Source organism: Amycolatopsis bartoniae (genome assembly GCF_014191255.1).
Taxonomy (GTDB): domain Bacteria; phylum Actinomycetota; class Actinomycetes; order Mycobacteriales; family Pseudonocardiaceae; genus Amycolatopsis_E; species Amycolatopsis_E bartoniae.
In genome coordinates, this window is the sequence record NZ_JACHWH010000018.1 from 60,279 (window position 1) to 78,898 (window position 18,620).

An 18,620-nucleotide genomic window follows, 5' to 3' on the forward strand; every position below is an offset into this window, starting at 1 on the left:
GGGCTGGTGCGGCAGCGGAGAATTTCAGCTGAACGTTGTGCCCTTCGCTGATCGAGGGAGATATAGATGGCTCAGTCGCGGATCGAGGAAATCTGGCCGCTGTCGCCACTGCAGGCCGGTTTGCTCTTCCACGCGGTCTACGACGGCGAGGGGCACGACGTCTACATCGGACACTGGATCCTGGACCTGGACGGGCCCGTGGACGCGGACAGGCTGCGCGTGGCGTGGGAGGCGCTGCTGGCCCGGCACGCCCCGCTCCGGGCCTGCTTCCGGCAGCGCCGGTCGGGTGAGACGGTGCAGATCATCCCCCGGCAGGTGGAGCTGCCGTGGCGGGTGGCCGACCTTTCCCACCTCGACGATCCCGGGCAGGCCGTGCGGGAGCTGGCCGAGGAGGACCGGACGAAGCGGTTCGACCTCGCGCAGGCGCCGCTGCTGCGGCTGACCTTGATCCGTCTCGCCGGTCACCGCCACCGCCTCGTGGTGACCTGCCACCACACGATCCTGGACGGCTGGTCGATGCCCATCGTGCTCGACGAGCTGTCGCTGCTGTACGCGGCCGGCGGTGACCCGGCGAACCTGCCGGAAGTCACGTCGTACCGGGAATACCTCGCGTGGCTGAGCCGGCAGGACAAGGACAGGGCGCTGTCGGCGTGGGTGGCGGAACTGCGGGGCGCCGAGGAGCCGACGCTCGTGGCGCCCGCCGATCCGGGGCGAGCGCCCGGCGTGCCGGAGAGCGTCACGGCCGAGCTGCCGGCGAACCTCACGCGAGCGCTGGACGAACTGGCCCGCGGCCACGGGCTGACGCTGAACACGGTCGTGCGGGGCGTGTGGGCGTTGGTGCTGGCGCAGCTGACGAACCGCACGGACGTGGTGTTCGGAGCGGTGGTGTCGGCGCGCCCGCCGGACCTGCCGGGCGTGGAGGGGATGGTGGGGCTGTTCCTCAACACCGTGCCGGTGCGCGTGCGGTTGCGTGGCTCGGCGCCGGTCGTCGAACTGCTGGCGGAGCTGCAGAAACGGCAGTCGGCGCTCATCCCGGACCAGTTCGTGGGGCTGGCGGACATCCAGCAGGCGGCCGGTCCTGGCGGCGTCTTCGACACGCTGGTCGTCTTCGAGAAGTTCCACCGCGAGCCCGCCGGGCCGGACTCCGCCCGCCCTTTCGGTGTCCGGGTGCACCAGGGCCGGGAAGCCGCGCACTACCCGCTGACGCTGGTCGCCGTTCCGGGCGAGTCGATGCTGGTCAAGCTCGACTACCTGCCGGAGCTCTTCGACGAGACCACCGCGCTCGCCGTCGTGGAGCGGTTCACGGGAATTCTGCGGGAGTTGACGGAAGCACACGACGTCACCGTGGCCGAAATCGACGTGACGACCGCGGCCGAGCGCGAGCTGGTGCGGGACTGGGGAACCGGGTCCACTATGGAGGGTCGGCCGCTCGCACTGGAGCTGTTCGCCCGTCAGGTGGAGCGCCGCCGCGGGGAGCCGGCCGTCTGTGCCGACCGGACGATGTCGTACGGGGAGCTGGCCGAGCGCGCGGAAAGGCTCGCCGGATATCTGCGTGGCCGGGGAGTTCGCCGTGGCGACCGGGTGGCCGTGGTGATGGACCGCTCGCCCGACCTGGTCGCGGCGTTGCTCGCGGTGTGGCAGGCGGGCGCGGCGTACGTGCCGGTGGATCCCGCCTATCCGGTGGAGCGCGTGAAGTTCATGCTCGCGGACGCCGAACCGGCGGCAGTGGTGTGCGACGACGCGCGCCGGGCCGTCGTGCTGGACACCGGACTCGACCCGATCGTCCTGGACGACCCGGAAACGCGGCAGGCGGTGGCGCGGTGCCCTCGCCTGTCCGCCGGTGTGACCGCTGACGACACCGCCTACGTGATGTACACGTCGGGCTCGACGGGAACGCCGAAGGGCGTCGCGGTGTCGCACGGCAACGTCGCGGCGCTGGCCGGGGAGCCGGGTTGGCGGATCGGACCCGGAGACGCGGTGCTGATGCACGCCTCGCACGCGTTCGACATCTCCCTGTTCGAGTTGTGGGTGCCGCTGCTGTCGGGCGCCCGGGTGGTGCTCGCCGGTTCGGGTGCGGTGGACGGCGAGGCGCTGGCGCGTCACGTGGCCGGTGGGGTCACGGCGGCGCACCTGACCGCGGGTGCCTTCCGGGTGCTGGCCGAGGAGTCGCCGGAGTCGGTCGCCGGGCTGCGTGAGGTGCTGACCGGCGGGGACGCGGTACCGCCCACGGCGGTGGCGCGCGTGCGGCGGACGTGCCCGGACGTGCGGGTGCGCCACCTCTACGGCCCGACGGAGGCCACGCTGTGCGCGACGTGGTGGCTGCTCGAACCGGGTGACGAGACCGGGGCGGTGCTGCCGATCGGACGGCCGCTGCCGGGACGGCGGGTCCACGTCCTCGACGCGTTCCTGCGCCCCGTGCCCGCCGGGGTGACGGGCGAGGTGTATGCCGCCGGAAGCGGTGTGGCGCAAGGATATTTCGGTCGTCCGGGATTGACGGCCGAGCGGTTCGTGGCCGACCCGTTCTCAGCGGGCGGGAGGATGTACCGCACCGGGGACCTGGCGTACTGGACGGATCGCGGTGAGCTGGTGTTCGCCGGACGGGCCGACGACCAGGTGAAGATCCGCGGCTACCGCGTGGAGCCGGGCGAGGTCGAGACGGTTCTCGGTGGCCTGCCCGGCGTCGGCCAGGCCGTGGTGTCCACAAGGGACGGTCAGCTGATCGGTTACGTGGTCGCCGAGGCGGGGCAGGACATCGACCCGGTGCGGCTGCGCGAACAGCTCGCCGGGACGCTGCCCGAGTTCATGGTTCCGGCCGCGATCCTGGTGCTGGACGAGTTGCCGTTGACGGTCCACGGGAAGGTCGACCGGCGGGCACTGCCCGAACCGGACTTCACCTCGAAGGCCACCGGTGGCGAGCCGGCCACCGAGGCCGAGCGGATCCTGTGCGGGGTGTTCGCCGAGGTTCTCGGTCTGGCGCGAGTCGGGGCCGAGGACAGCTTTTTCGAGCTGGGCGGGGACTCGATCTCGTCGATGCAGGTGGCCGCTCGCGCCCGCCGGGAGCGCATTTCCCTCACCCCGCGGCAGGTGTTCGAGCACCGCACCCCGCGGCGGTTGGCGGCCCTCACGCAAGAAGCCCCGGCGGCACCAGGGTCCACAAGGGATTCCGGCGTGGGGGAGATCCCGTGGACGCCGGTGATGCGTGCCCTCGGGGACGCGGCGGTGCGCCCCGGTTTCGCGCAGTCGAGGGTCGTCGTCGCCCCGGCGGACCTGGACCGGGACGCGCTGGTGACCGCCCTGCAAGCCGTGCTGGACGTGCACGATCTCCTGCGGGCACGGGTGGAGCCGGATGGACGGCTGGTGGTGGCCGAACCTGGCGGGGTGGAGGCGGCCGGCCTGGTGACGCGGAGAGCGGCCGGGTCCGGGAACCTCGACGAGATCGCCGAGCGCGAGGCCAGGACGGCGGCCGGCATGCTGGACCCGTCGGCGGGAACGCTGGCGCGAGTCGTGTGGGTGGACGCCGGTAACGCCGAGCCGGGCCGGCTGGCGTTCGTGGTGCACCACCTGGCGGTCGACGCGGTCTCGTGGGGAATCCTGCTGCCGGACCTGCGCGCGGCCTACGAAGGGACCCCGGCCCTCGAACCCCCGGCCACCTCGTACCGGCAGTGGGCGCGGCGGCTGACCGAGCAGGCGACCAGCGCGAGCACCGTCGCCGAGCTCGACCACTGGGTCGACGTCCTGGCGGGCGCCGAGCCGTTCCTGGAGGTCCACTCCGGACGGTCGCACTCGTGGTCGTCGACAGTGGACGGTGCCGTGGCGAACGGCCTCGTGGCCCACCTTCCGGGTGCGTTCCACTGTGGAGTCCAGGAGGTCCTGCTGGCGGGCCTGGCCGGTGCGGTGGCGCGCTGGCGTGGTGCCGGCGCGCCGCTGCTGGTCGACGTGGAAAGCCACGGGCGCCATGCCGCCGACGGCGAGGACCTGCTGCGCACGGTGGGCTGGTTCACCAGCGTGCATCCGGTCCGCCTCGACGTCTCCGGCGCGGACCTGTCGCCGGCGGAGTTGCTGAAGACCGTGAAGGAACAGGTGCGTGCGGTCCCCGGCGAAGGGCTCGGCTACGGCCTTCTGCGTTACCTCAACCCCGACACCGGCGCCAGGCTGGCCGGGCTGCCGGCCCCGCAGATCGGGTTCAACTACCTCGGCCGCGCCGGCGCCACCGAGGACACCGCGTGGCAGGTGCGCGAAGGGTCGCTCGGCGGCGGTCCGGACGAGATCCAGGCGCACGCCTTGGAGATCGGCGCGGACGTGCAGGACACGCCGGCCGGTCCGCGACTGAGGCTCAGCGTGGACGGCCGCGGCCTCGATCCCGCCACGGTGGAGCGGATCGGCGAGGCGTGGCTGGAGGCGCTGAGCGGCCTCGCGGCCTACCCCGGCGCGGGCGGGCACACCCCGTCCGACTTCGACCTCGTCGAGGTGACGCAGCGGGACGTGACGGAGCTGGAAGCCGCCGCGCCCGGGTTGACGGACATCTGGTCGCTGTCACCCTTGCAGGAGGGCATGCTCTTCGAGCGGGCCTTCGACGAGGCCGGGGTCGACGTCTACCAGAGCCAGCGGATCCTCGACCTCGACGGGCCGCTCGACGCGGACCGGCTGCGGGCGGCGTGGGAACGGCTGGCCGCCCGGCACGAGGCGCTCCGGACGAGCTTCCACCAGCTGGGCACCGGCGAGACGGTGCAGGTCGTCGTGGGCGAGGTGGACATCCCGTGGCGCGTGGTGGATCTGTCACACCTCGGCGAGGCGGCCGCGGCGGCGGAGGCCGACCGCCTGCTCACGGAGGACCAGGAACGGTTCGACGTGAGCAGGGCGCCGTTGCTGCGGCTGCTGCTGATCCGCCTGGGCGAGGACCGGCACCGGCTCGTGGTGACCGCGCACCACCTGCTCATGGACGGCTGGTCGACCCCGATCGTCCTGGGGGAGATGTCGGCCGCCTACGCCGGGACACTGGGCTCGTCGCCGGCCCCCACCTACCGGGACTACCTGGCGTGGCTGAGCCGCCAGGACGAGGCGGCGACGCGGTCGGCGTGGCGGGCCGAGCTCGCCGGCGTGGACGAGCCGACTCTGGTGGACGCCGACGCCGGCAAGACGATGGTGCTGCCGGACGAGCACTCCGCATGGCTGTCCGAAGAGGACACTCGCGAGCTCGATGTCTTCGCCCGCGGTCACGGCCTGACGTTGAGCACGATCGTGCAGGGCGCGTGGGCGCTGGTGCTGGCGCGGCTGGCCGGCCGGACGGACGTGGTGTTCGGGACGGTGGTGTCGGGGCGCCCGGCGGACGTGCCGGACGTGGAACGCATGGTGGGGATGTTCATCAACACCGTCCCCGTCCGCGTGCGCCTCGACGGCGGCACGCCGGTGCTGGAGCTGCTCCACGACCTGCAGCGGCGCCAGTCGGCGCTGACGGAGCACCAGTACCTGGGGCTGCAGGAGATCCAGAAGGCCGCCGGAACCGGCGCGGTCTTCGACACCATCATGATGACCGTCAACTTCCCGCGGGACGTCACGGGTCCCGGCGACGACGGCGGGCTCGCGATCAGCTCGATCCGCACCCGGACCGGTACCACCTATCCGCTGTCCATGAGCGCCACTCCCGGGGAACGCCTGCAGATCCACCTGTCCTACCGGCCCGACCGGATCCGCCGGGAAACGGCCGCCGAGATCGCCGGTCAGGTCGTGCGGGTGCTGGCACAGGTGGTGGCGCAGCCCTCGCTTCCCGTGGGCCGGCTGCGCGTGACGAGCGAACCCGCGACATCGTCCACTGTGGAGCTGCCGGTCGGCCCGTCGGTGGTGGAGCTGTTCCGGCGGCGGGTGAGCTCCGCGCCGGACGCGGTGGCGGTCGTGGACTCCGGGCGCACGCTGTCCTACGCGGATCTCGACCGGGAGTCGGACCGGCTCGCGGGGCACCTGGCGGGGCTGGGCGTGCGGCGCGGGGACCACGTCGGTGTGGTGCTGGCCCGCGGCGCGGACCTGTTCGTCGCACTGCTCGCGGTCTGGAAGGCCGGGGCCGCGTACGTACCGGTCAATGTGGACTATCCGGCCGCACGGATCGAGCGGATGCTGACCGACGCCGGAGTGACGGTGGCGGTCTGCGCGGAGGCGACCCGCGACGCGGTGCCCGCCGGAGTCCAGCCGGTGCTCGTGGACGCGCCGGCGACCCGGGAGGCGCCACCGCTCGCGGCCGGGCCGCACGACGTGGCCTACGTGATGTACACGTCGGGGTCGACCGGGGTGCCGAAGGGCGTCGCGGTGCCGCACGGCAGCGTGGCAGCGCTGGTGGGCGACCCGGGCTGGTCGCTCGGCGCCGGCGACTGCGTGCTGCTGCACGCGTCGCACGCGTTCGACGCGTCGCTGTACGAAATCTGGGTGCCGCTGGTCAACGGAGCCCGCGTGCTGGTCGCGGAACCGGGGGCGGTCGACGCGCGGCGGCTGCGGGAAGCGGTCGCGCGCGGCGTGACCACCGTGCACCTGACCGCCGGGGCTTTCCGTGCGCTGGCGGAGGAGGCGCCGGAGTCCTTCAGCGGGTTGCGGGAAGTCCTGACCGGTGGCGACGCGGTCCCGGCCGCCTCCGTGGCGCGGCTGCGCCAGGCGTGCCCGGAGGTCCGGGTCCGGGAGCTCTACGGCCCCACCGAAGCCACGCTCTGCGCCACGTGGCACCTCCTCGAACCGGGGGCGGAAACGGGCGACGTGCTGCCGATCGGTACGCCGCTGGCCGGCCGGCAGGTGTACGTGCTCGACCCGTTCCTCCAGCCCGTGGTGCCGGACGTGACCGGCGAGCTCTACCTCGGCGGTGCCGGGCTGGCGCACGGCTATCAGGGCGCCCCCCGCGCGACCGCTGAACGGTTCGTCGCCAATCCCTTCGGTGCCGGAAGGCTGTACCGCACGGGCGACCTGGCGCGCTGGACCGGGTCCGGCGAGCTGCTGTTCGCCGGACGGGCCGACGCCCAGGTGAAGATCCGTGGCTACCGCGTCGAACCCGCGGAGATCGAGGTGGCGCTGGCCGAAGTACCCGGCGTCGCTCAGGCGGTCGTCGTGGTGCGGGAGGACCGGCCGGGCGAGAAGCGGCTGATCGCCTACGTGACCGCGGACGGGGAGCTGGAACCCGCCGCGGTCCGCGAGCACCTCGCGGCGCGGCTGCCGGAGTTCATGGTGCCGGCCGCGGTGGTGGTGCTGGAGCGCTTCCCGCTGACGGTCAACGGCAAGATCGACCGCGCGGCCCTGCCCGCCCCGGAGTTCACCGGGAAGCAGGCCGGGCGCGAGCCGCGCACCGAGGCCGAGCGGGTGTTGTGCGCACTGTTCGCCGAGATCCTCGGGCTGGACCGGATCGGCGCCGACGACAGCTTCTTCGAGCTGGGCGGGGACTCGATCCTGTCGATGCAGCTGGCCGCCCGCGCGCGGCGCCGTGGTGTCGTCTTCGGTGCGAAGGACGTCTTCGAGCAGGAGACCCCGGCGGGCATCGCAGCCGTCGCCGAACCGGCCGCCGAGACGCGGACGGACCTCGCCGACGGCGTCGGCGAGATCCCGTGGACGCCGGTGGTGCGGGCACTACTCGAACGCGATCCCGGCGCGCTGACCCGGGGCGCGATGGCGCAGTGGGTCACCGTGGGCACGCCCGGCGACCTGTCGATGGCCACGCTGACGGCCGGGCTGCGCGCGGTGCTCGACACCCACGACCTGCTGCGGAGCCGGATCGACGCGGACCGCCTCGTCGTCCCCGACCGGGGAGCGGTGGACGCGGCGGGCTTGGTCGAACGCGTCGAGGCCGGAAGCGCTGACCTGGACGAGCTCGCGGAGCGCCACGCCCAGGAGACGGCCACCCGGCTGGACCCCGCGGCCGGGGTGATGATCCGGGCGGTGTGGCTGGACGCGGGTGCCGGCCGCGCCGGACGGCTCGTGGTGGTGGCGCACCACCTCGTGGTCGACGCGGTGTCCTGGCGGATCCTGCTGGGAGACCTGCGGGCGGCCTGCGAGGGCACCTCGGCGCTCGACCCGGTGGACGTCTCGTTCCGGCACTGGGCGCGGACGCTCGCCGAGCAGGCGGCCAGCCGGACCGTGGAACTGGAGACGTGGACGGCGATCCTCGACGGCCCGCAACCGCGGCTGGGCGAGCTGGACCGCACGCGCGACACCATTTCGACCGCGGGACGCAGGTCCTGGACCGTGGACGACGCGAGCGTGCTCGTGGAGAAGGCTCCCTCGGCGTTCCACTGTGGAGTCCACGAGGTCCTGCTGGCCACCCTGGCGGGCGCGGTGGCGCGCTGGCGCGGCGGCGACGCCGTCGTGGTGGACGTCGAAGGCCACGGCCGCCGGCCCCTCGAGGACAGGGACCTGTCGCGCACGGTCGGCTGGTTCACCGACGTCCATCCGCTCCGGCTGGACGTGACCGGAGCGGACACGCCCGGTCAGCTGCTGAAGCAGGTCAAGGAGAACGTGCGAGCCGTGCCCGGCGGCGGCCTCGGCTACGGGATGCTGCGCCACCTCAACGCCGAGACCGGACCGGTCCTGGCGGCGTTGCCGTCCCCGCAGTTCGGCTTCAACTACCTGGGCCGCTTCTCGTCCGGGCCCGGGGGTGACCCGAAGCCCTGGCAGCAGGTGGGCACCATCGGCGGCGCGGCGGAGGAGAACCTGCCGTTGCGGCACGTCGTGGAGATCGACGCCGCGGTGCTGGACGAACCGGGCGGGCCCCGGCTGGAGCTGACCGTGACGTGGGCCGGGCGGATCCTGGCCGACGCCGACGCGGAGTCGCTCGGCAAGGCGTGGCTGGACACGCTGACCGCGCTGGCCGGCCACGTCGAGCACGGCGCCGGCGGCCACACGCCGTCGGACTTCCCCCTCATCCCGCTGACGCAGCGAGACGTGGACGAGGTCGAGGCCGCGGTGCCGAGCCTGCTCGACCTCTGGCCGCTCTCGCCGTTGCAGGAAGGCCTGCTGTTCCACGCCGCCGACCAGCGCGGCCCGGAGGTCTACGCGAGCATTCTCGCCCTCGCCCTCGAAGGCCCACTGGACGTCGCCCGTTTCCGCGCGTCCTGGCAGACCCTGCTGGACCGGCACGCCGCCCTGCGGGCGAGTTTCCACCAGCTCGAATCCGGCGAGGCCGTGCAGGCGATCGCCCGTGAGGTGACGCTGCCCTGGCGGGAGACCGACCTGTCGCACCTGCCCGAGGCCGAGGCGCTGGCGGAGTTCGAGCGCCTCGCGGCGGAGGCGCAGGCCGACCGGTTCGACCTGACCCGGGCGCCGCTGCTGCGGCTGCACCTGGTCCGCCTCGGGGAACGGCGGCACCGGCTGATCCTCATGTCGCACCACATCTCGGCCGACGGCTGGTCGCTGCCGATCTTCTCCGCCGACGTGCTGGCGGTGTACGAGTCGGGTGGTGACGGCCGGGCCCTGCCGGCCCCGGCCTCCTACCGCGACTACCTCACCTGGCTCGCCCGCCAGGACAAGGAGGCCGCCCGGGAGGCGTGGCGGGCCGAGCTGGCGGGGCTCGACGAGGCGACCCACGTGGTGCCGCCGGAAACGATCACCGCGCCCGTCGAGCGCGAGCGCGTGCCGTTCGAGCTCGACGACGAGGAGAGCCGGCGGGTGGTGGAGTTCACCCGCCGCCACGGCGTGACGATGAACAGCCTCTTCCAGGCGATCTGGGCGTTGCTCCTGGCCCGGCTGACGGGGCGGGACGACGTGGTCTTCGGCACCACGGTGGCCGGGCGCCCGCCCGAGATCCCCGGTGTCGAGTCCGCGGTCGGCCTGTTCATCAACACGCTGCCGGTCCGGGCCCGCCTGGCCGGCGCCGAACCGTTCGCCGACATGCTGACCGGCCTGCAGGAACGTCAGGTCGCGACGATGGCGCACCAGCACATCGGGCTGGCCGAGATCAACCACGTCGCCGGTCCGGGCGCGGCGTTCGACACGCTCGTGCTGTTCGAGAACTACCCTCGCCCGCCACGCTCGTCCGAGGACCCCGACGCGCTCTCGATGCGCCCCGCGGGCGTGCCGAGCGACAGCGGGCACTACGGGCACTATCCGTTGTCCCTGCGGGCGTCCGAAGGCGGCCGTGTCCGCGGCGACCTCGTCTTCCGCCCGGACGCGTTCGACCGGACGCAGGTCGAGGAGATGCGCGCGGCGATCCTCCGGGCACTGGAGCAGGTCGTGGCCGAGCCGCGGGTGCCGGTGGGGCGGATCGGCCTGATCGGCCCGGAGCAGCGGCGTCTCGTGGTCCAGGAGTGGAACCGGACCGAGGTGCCCTTCGAACCCGAGGCGTTGCCGGTGCTGTTCCGCAGGCAGGTGGCGCGGTCGCGGGACGCGGTCGCGGTGCTGGACGCGGCGGGAAACCTGACGTTCGGCGGGCTGCTGGCCGAGGTGGAGGCACTGGCGCGGGTGCTCGCGGGGCTGGGCGTGCGGCGGGAGACCCGCGTGGCGGTCCTGGTGGGGCGCTCGGTGGAGCTGGCGGTGACGCTGATGGGGGTGTCGTTCGCCGGCGGGGTGTTCGTCCCGGTCGACCCGGACTACCCGCGCGAGCGGATCGAGTACATGCTGGCCGACTCGGCGCCCGAGGTGCTGGTGTGCACCGCCGGGACCCGGGCGATCGTGCCGGCGGAGTTCCCGGGCGCGGTGCTGGTGCTGGACGAGCTGCCCGCCGCCGATCCGGCGGTCGTGTTGCCGGCGGTCGGCGCGGGCGACGCGGCGTACGTGATCTACACGTCGGGATCGACCGGGGTGCCCAAGGGCGTCCTGGTCACCCACTCCGGGCTCGGCAACCTGGCACGCGCCCACATCGAGCACATGGGGGTGACGTCGTCCTCGCGGGTTCTGCAGCTGTCCGCCATCGGGTTCGACGCCATCGTCTCCGAGCTCTACATGGCGCTGCTGGCGGGCGGGACGCTGGTGCTGCCACCCGCGGAGAGCATGCCGCCCCGGGTGACGCTGGGCGACACCCTGCGGCGGTGGGGGATCACGCACCTGACCGTGTCGCCGAGCGTGCTCGCGGTGGAGGACGACCTGCCGGACAGCCTGGAGACCGTGCTGACGGGCGGTGAGGTGCTGCCGCCCGCGCTCGTGGACCGCTGGTCGCCGGGGCGCCGGATGATCCAGGCCTACGGGCCCACCGAGACGACCATCTGCTCGACGATGAGTGCCCCGCTGTCCCCGGGCCACGACGTGGTCCCGCTCGGCGGGCCGATCCGGAACGTGCGGCACTACGTGCTCGACGCCTTCCTGCAGCCGGTGCCACCGGGCGTGGCCGGCGAGCTCTACATCACCGGCGTCGGGCTCGCCCGCGGCTACCTCGGGCGCCCCGGCCTGACGGCGGAACGGTTCGTCGCCGACCCGTTCTCGCCGGGTGGCCGCATGTACCGCTCCGGTGACCGGTTCCGCTGGAGCGCCGACGGCCAGCTGTTCTTCGTCGGCCGGGCCGACGCGCAGGTCAAGGTGCGCGGGTACCGGGTCGAACCCGCCGAGATCGAGGCCGTGCTCGCGGAGCATCCCGGGGTCGCCCAGGTGGCGGTCGCCGTCCGGAAGGACCGGCCGGGGGAGAAGCAGCTGGTGGCGTACGTCGTGCCGTCGGCCGACGCCGGCAACGGCGCGCTGGTCCCCGCCCTCCGCGAGCTGGCGGCCACGCGTCTGCCGGAGTACATGATGCCCGCGGCGTTCGTGCCGCTGGACCGGATGCCGCTGACCCCGAACGGCAAGGTCGACCACCGGGCGCTGCAGGCCCCCGACTTCGCCGGGATGTCGTCCGGGCGGGAGCCGCGCACCGCCATGGAGGCGCGGCTGTGCGCACTGTTCGCCGACGTGCTCGGCCTCGAACGGGTGGGCGCCGACGACAGCTTCTTCGAGCTCGGCGGCGACTCGATCACGTCGATGCAGCTGTCGGCCCGGGCCCGCCGGAAAGGGCTGGAGCTGGACCCGTGGCAGGTGTTCGACGAAAAGACGCCGGAACGGCTGGCGGCGCTGGTCAAGGAGGTCCCGGCCGCGGGCGCGGCCGCCCCGGTGCCGGAGCCCGCCGGAGCGCCGCTCGTCGCCCTTTCCCCTGACCAGCTGGACCAACTCGAGGCCGGGCTGACCGGTGAATGACCACACTGAGGAGCAGATCGTGACCGTTGACGACACGCGAGCGAAGCCGCGCTCCAGCGTGGAAGACGTCTGGCCCCTTTCCCCGCTGCAGGAGGGGATGCTCTACCACACCGCCCTCGACGGGGACGGGCCGGACACCTACACGGTGCAGTCCGTCTACGGCATCGACGGCCCGCTGGACGCCGCGCGGCTGAAGGCGTCGTGGCAGGCGCTGCTGGACCGGCACGCCGCGCTGCGGGCCTGTTTCCGCTACGTCAGCGGCGCGCAGATGGTGCAGGTCGTCGTGCGGGACGCCGAGCTCCCCTGGCGCGAGACGGACCTTTCCGGGCTGCCCGAAGACCTCGCCGAGAGCGAGGTGGACCGGCTGGCCGCGGACGAGCTGGGCGAGCGGCTCCGCATCGACGTGGCGCCGCTGATGAAACTGCACCTGATCCGGCTCGGCCCGGAGCGCCACCGGCTCGTGCACACCCTCCACCACGTGCTGACGGACGGCTGGTCGGCGCCGATCATGCACCGCGAGCTCTCCGCGATCTACGCGGCGGGGGCGGACGCGTCCGGACTGCCTGCGACGGCGTCCTACCGGGACTACCTCGCGTGGCTGGGCAGGCAGGACAAGGAGGCGGCCCGTGTGGCCTGGCGGGAGGAGTTCGCCGGGCTGGACACCCCCACCACGGTCGCCCCGGTCGATCCGGCCCGCGTCCCGGACATCGACACCGTGGTGGTCGAGCTGCCCGCGGAGCTGACGAACGACCTGGCCCGGCTGGCGCGCGGGAACGACCTCACGCTCAACACCGTCCTGCAGGGCGCGTGGGCCCTCGTGCTGGCGCAGCTCGCGGGCCGGACCGAGGTGGTGTTCGGCGCGACCGCCTCGGGGCGGCCCGCGGAGCTGCCCGGGGTGGAGTCGATGATCGGCCAGCTGCTCAACACCCTGCCCGTGCGCGTCCGGCTCGACGGCGGGCGGCGGGTGGTCGAGGTGTTCGCCGAGCTGCAGCGCACCCAGTCGGCGCTGATGGCGCACCAGCACCTCGGCCTGCAGGACGTGCAGGCCACCGCCGGACCCGGCGCGGTCTTCGACACGCTCGTCATCTACGAGAACTTCCCCCGCGCAGGGCTCGGCCAGGCGCGGGACGGCGGCCTCGTGTTGTACCCGGTGCGGCGGGGACGCAACTCCTCGCACTACCCGTTCACCCTGATCACCGGGCCGGGCGAGCGGATGCCGCTCATCCTCGACTACGACCGGGGCCTGTTCGACCGGACGGTCGCCGAGTCGGTCGTGGGCGCGCTGGCCCGCGTCCTGGAGCGGCTGGTCACCGAGCCCGACGTCCTCGTCGGCAGGCTGACGCTGCTCGGTGACGCCGAGCGCGCGCTGGTGGTGGACGAGTGGAACGCGACCGAGGGCCCGGTGCCGGGGAAGTCCGTGGTCGAGCTGTTCGCGCGGCGGGTCGCCGCGGCGCCGGACGCGGTGGCGATCACCGACGCCGCCGGCGCGGACCTGACCTACGCCGAGGTCGAGACGGCCTCGAACCGGCTGGCTCACCACCTCGCCGGCCGTGGCGTCGGCCGTGGCGACCGGGTCGGGGTCGCCATGGACCGGTCGCCGGACCTGCTGATCGCGTTCCTGGCGATCTGGAAGGCGGGCGCCGCGTACGTCCCGGTGGACGTCGAGTACCCGGCCGAGCGGATCGCGTTCATGCTCGCCGACTCCGGGGCCTCGACAGTCGTCTGCACGCAGGCCACCCAGGGGGCCGCACCGGGAAACGCGATCGTCCTCGACGCGCCGGAGACCCGGGCGGCCGTGGGCGAACACCCCGCCACGCCACCGGAGTTCCAGCCGGGCGCGGACGACCTCGCGTACGTCATGTACACCTCCGGCTCCACCGGCCTCCCGAAGGGCGTGGGCATCCCGCACGGGGCGGTGGCGGGCCTGGCGGGTGACGCGGGCTGGCAGATCGGTCCCGGCGACGGCGTGCTGATGCACGCGACGCACGTCTTCGACCCGTCGCTCTACGCGATGTGGGTGCCGCTCGCCACGGGCGCCCGGGTCCTGCTCACCGAGCCGGGGGTGCTGGACGCGGGCGGGGTACGGCAGGCCGTCGAACGAGGCGCGACGTTCGTCCACCTCACCGCCGGTGCCTTCCGCGCCCTGGCGGAAACGTCCCCGGAGTGCTTCACGGGCCTGACCGAGGTCGGCACCGGCGGGGACGTGGTTCCGCTGCAGTCGGTGGAGAACCTGCGGCGAGCCCAGCCCGGGCTGCGGGTGCGCAACACCTACGGGCCCACCGAGACGACGCTGTGCGCGACGTGGAAGCCGATCGAGCCCGGCGAGGTGCTCGGGCGGGAGCTGCCGATCGGCCGTCCCATGACCAACCGCCGGGTCTACGTCCTCGACGCCTTCCTCCGGCCGGTCGCGCCGGGCGTGGTCGGTGAGGTGTACCTCGCCGGAACCGGTCTGGCACGCGGATACCTCGGCAACCCGGGCTTGACGGCGGAGCGGTTCGTCGCGTGCCCGTTCCTGGCGGGCGACCGGATGTACCGCACCGGAGACCTGGCGCGCTGGAACCGCGACGGCGAGGTCGTGTTCCTCGGCCGCGCCGACGACCAGGTGAAGATCCGCGGCTACCGGGTGGAGCTGGGCGAGGTGGAGGCCGCGCTGGCGGCCCAGCCCGGGGTGGTCGAGGCAGTCGTCGTGGCACGGGAGGACCAGCCGGGCGAAAAGCGCCTGGTGGGCTACTTCGTCTCCGACGGCACGGACGCCGGGGCGGAGGAGATCCGCCGGCAGCTGGCCCTGGTCCTGCCCGCCTACATGGTCCCCCTGGCGGTCATCGCCCTGCCCGGCCTGCCCGTCACCCCCCACGGCAAGGTGGACCGCCGGGCCCTGCCCGCTCCGGACCTCGCGGGACACGTGCCGGAGAAGGCGCCGGAGAGCGAGACCGAGAAGGTGCTGTGCTCGCTGTTCGCCGAGATCCTCGGTATCGACCAGGTGGGGGTCGACGACGCCTTCCACGACCTGGGCGGAAGTTCGGCGCTGGCCATGCGGCTCATCGCCCGGATCCGCGAGGAGCTCGGCGCGGATCTGCCCATCCGGCAGCTGTTCTCCTCGCCGACACCCGCGGGTGTCGCCCGGGCGCTGGCCGCGAAGTCACGCCCCGCGCTGGAAGCCGTGCCGCGGCCGGACCGGGTGCCCCTCACCGCCCGGCAGCACCGCGCCTGGCTGCTGGCCCAGCTCGGGGAGGAGACGGCCGGCCTGCACCTCTCGGTCGCGCTGCGCCTGCGTGGCCGGCTGGACGTGCCCGCGCTGGAGGCGGCGATCAGCGACGTCGTGGCCCGGCACGAGATCCTCCGGACCGCGTTCCCGGGCGACGCGCAGAGCGTGCACCAGGACATCCGCGAGGGCGTGGCGGTCCAGCTGCCGCCGACCCCGGTCACCGAGGAGGACCTTCCCGGGGTGCTCGCCCAGCGGCGCGCGAAGGCCTTCGACCTCACCCGGGACCTGCCGTGGCGGTTCCGCCTCTTCGAGCTCTCGGAGCGGGAGCACGTGTTGTACGTGAAGGCCCACCGGATCGCCGCCGACGACGACTCGATGGACGTGTTCTTCCGCGACCTGGCGGCCGCGTACGGCGCGCGGCGCGCGGGCCGCGCCCCGGAGCGGGCGCCGCTGGCCCTGCAGTTCGCCGACTACGCGATCTGGGAGCGGCGGCTGCTCGCGGACGAGGGCGAACAGGACAGCCTGATCGGCGAACAGATCGGCTTCTGGCGGGACACCCTGGCCGGGATCGACGGGGAGACGGTGCTCCCGTTCGACCGCCCGCGCCCGGCCGTCCCGTCGCGGCGGGCCGGTGCGGTCGCACTGCGGCTGGACGCGGGCCCGCACGCCCGGCTGGCGGAGGCGGTGGCTCCCGCCGGCGCGGACGCGTTCGCAGTGGTGCACGCCGCGCTCGCCATGCTCCTGGCCCAGTCCGGCGCGGGCCACGACCTGGTGATCGGCACGACGCTGCCCCGGGACGAGGACCTCATCGACCTGGAGCCGATGATCGGCCCGTTCGCCCGGCCGCTCGCCCTGCGCACGGACGTCTCGGGCGACCCGGCCTTCCTGGACGTCGTCGCCCGGGTACAGGAGACGGTCCGGGCCGCCCGCCAGAACCTGGACGTGCCCTTCGAAAGGATCGCCGAGCTGCTGGACCTGCCGGCCTCGCTGTCGCGCCACCCCGTGTTCCAGGTGGGTCTGGAGGTGAGCGAGGAGGATCTCGGCGCGTGGGACGCGGCGGAGCTGCCCGCCCTGCGCACCAGCGTCGAACCCGGCGGACCCGAGGCCGTCGAGCTGGATCTTTCCTTCCGGCTCACCGAACGCCGCGACGAGGAGGACAACCCCGGCGGCATCGAGGGCTCCCTCCACTACGCCACCGACCTGTTCGACCGGGCCACGGCCGAGTCGCTGGCCCGGCGGCTGGTCCGCGTCCTGGAACAGGTGGCGGAGGACCCGGGGCGGCGCGTCAGCGACCTGGACCTCTTCCTGGACGACACCGAACGCGGACGCGCCGTCGTGACCCCGGCGAAGTGGTCCGGGGCCGTGCCCCCGGCGGTCGCCGGCCTGGCCGGGGACGGCCCGCTCGGCGTGCTCGTGCTCGACGACCTGCGGCGCCCCGTCGCTCCCGGTGCCGTGGGCGACCTCTACGTCACCGGCCCGGCCGTCGACGCGGGCACAGCCGGACAGCCGAGCCTGCCCTGTCCGTTCGGGGCAGCGGGGCACCGGATGGTGCGGACGGGCCTGCTCGCCCGCCGGTCCTCCTCCGGCGCACTGGTCGTCGTGGGTGAGCGGCGGCGGCCGAGCGCCGCGGTCAAGGCCGTCACGGGTGACTACGAGATCCTGCTGCCGCTGCGGACCGGCGGCGATCGCCCGCCGCTGTTCTGTGTCCACGCGAGCGGGGGCCTGAGCTGGAACTTCGCCCCGCTGACGCGGCACCTGCCGGCGAACCAGCCGGTCTACGGGGTGCAGGCGCGCGGCCTGGCCCGCACCGAACCCCTGCCCGGCAGCGTCGAGGAGATGGCGGCCGACTACGTCGCGCAGATCCGCACCGTGCAGCCGAATGGTCCGTACCACCTCCTCGGCTGGTCCCTCGGCGGCCGGATCGCGCAGGCGATGGCCGTGCTGCTCGAAGCGGCGGGGGAGGAGATCGGCCTGCTCGCCCTGCTCGACGCCTATCCCGTCTACATGGGACGGACCGCCAACAGCCTGCACGACGAAGAAGCCCTCGAAAAGCGGAAGCAGCAGGAACTGGAGCTGGCCGGCGGGATGGTCGACGGGCCCGGCGCCCGGGGCCGCCTGGAAGCGGTGATGCGGAACCTGTGGAAGGTCGGGCCGACGCACACCCCCGCGCCCTTCACCAGCGACGTCCTGCTCTTCGTCGCCACGGTGGACCGGCCGGCGCACCTGCCCGCGGCGGAGGCGATCGCCAGCTGGAAGAGCCTCACCCCCGGCACCATCGAGCACCACGAGATCCGGACCGACCACTACGACATGGTGCAACCCGCGGCACTGGCCCAGATCGGGGCCATCGTCGCCGAGAAGCTCCGGCCCCGGCCGGCAGTGTGAAAGGACAAACGATGACCAATCCGTTCGACAACGAAGACGGTTCCTTCTTCGTGCTCGTCAACGACGAGGGCCAGCACTCGCTCTGGCCCGCCTTCGCCGAGGTACCGGCCGGCTGGACCCGCGCCCACGGCGAGGCCAGCCGCCAGGAGTGCCTCGCCTACGTCGAGGAGAACTGGACCGACCTGCGGCCGAAGAGCCTGATCGAGGAGCTCGGCGGCTGAGGCGGCCGAGCGGTGGTGTCCAGCCGCTCGATGCGGACGGTTGGACGAGCTCGACGCCCGTCCGCCCGGCCCGGAACATCCCTCCGGATGAGGAAAGGACCCGTGCAGTGTCCGAGGAGATCGACGTCGCCCGGGACGGTCCGGAGCCGCTGGTCCGCTCCCTGATGGACGACGGCCCGCTGACCACGTTCGAGGAGATCAACGTGGTACTGGCCTCGGCGCTGCACCGGCGGGACCGGTTCGACCCGGTACCGCGGCTGCGTGCGCTGATGGCCGAGGGGCCCATGACCGAACTGGGCACCGAGGAACCGCCCGGCGGACGGACGGCGTGGCTGGCCACCGGGTACGACGAGGTCCGGCAGGTGCTCGGTTCGGACAAGTTCAGCTCCCGGCTGCTGTGGGGCGGGACCGCGAGCGGCATCGTCTGGCCCGGCTTCCTCACGAACTACGACCCGCCGGAACACACGCGGATCCGCCGCACGGTGGCGCCGGCGTACACGGCCCGGCGGATGGAGCGGTTCCGGCCGCAGGTCGAGCGGATCGTCGAGGACACTTTGGACGCGGTCGAGGCCATCGGCGGCCCGCTGGACTTCGTCCCGCACTTCGGGTGGCCCGTGGCGACGACGGCGACCTGCGACTTCCTCGGCATTCCGCGGGACGACCAGGTGGAGCTGTCGCGCACCCTGCTCGCCAGC

At 73.5% G+C, this 18,620-nt stretch carries 4 protein-coding genes; all 4 read left to right on the plus strand.

Annotated elements, in window-relative coordinates; all coding sequences use genetic code 11:
- The first annotated feature begins 66 nt into the window (after nucleotides 1-66).
- Nucleotides 67-12,114 carry a non-ribosomal peptide synthetase gene (locus tag FHX82_RS35710; RefSeq protein WP_145935257.1) on the plus strand — a complete coding sequence of 4,016 codons (12,048 nt, stop codon included), beginning with the start codon at nucleotides 67-69 and terminating at the stop codon, nucleotides 12,112-12,114.
- Nucleotides 12,115-12,133: 19 nt separating this feature from the next.
- On the plus strand, nucleotides 12,134-17,704 hold the full coding sequence (locus FHX82_RS35715; RefSeq protein ID WP_145935256.1) for a non-ribosomal peptide synthetase: 5,571 nt from the start codon (nucleotides 12,134-12,136) through the stop codon (nucleotides 17,702-17,704).
- Nucleotides 17,705-17,715: 11 nt separating this feature from the next.
- A complete protein-coding gene (locus tag FHX82_RS35720; protein ID WP_145935255.1) occupies nucleotides 17,716-17,925 on the plus strand; it encodes an MbtH family protein in 210 nt (69 codons plus the stop codon).
- Nucleotides 17,926-18,089: 164 nt separating this feature from the next.
- Nucleotides 18,090-18,620: cytochrome P450 family protein (locus FHX82_RS35725; RefSeq protein WP_512698872.1), on the plus strand; the 531-nt coding region annotated here is incomplete at its 3' end.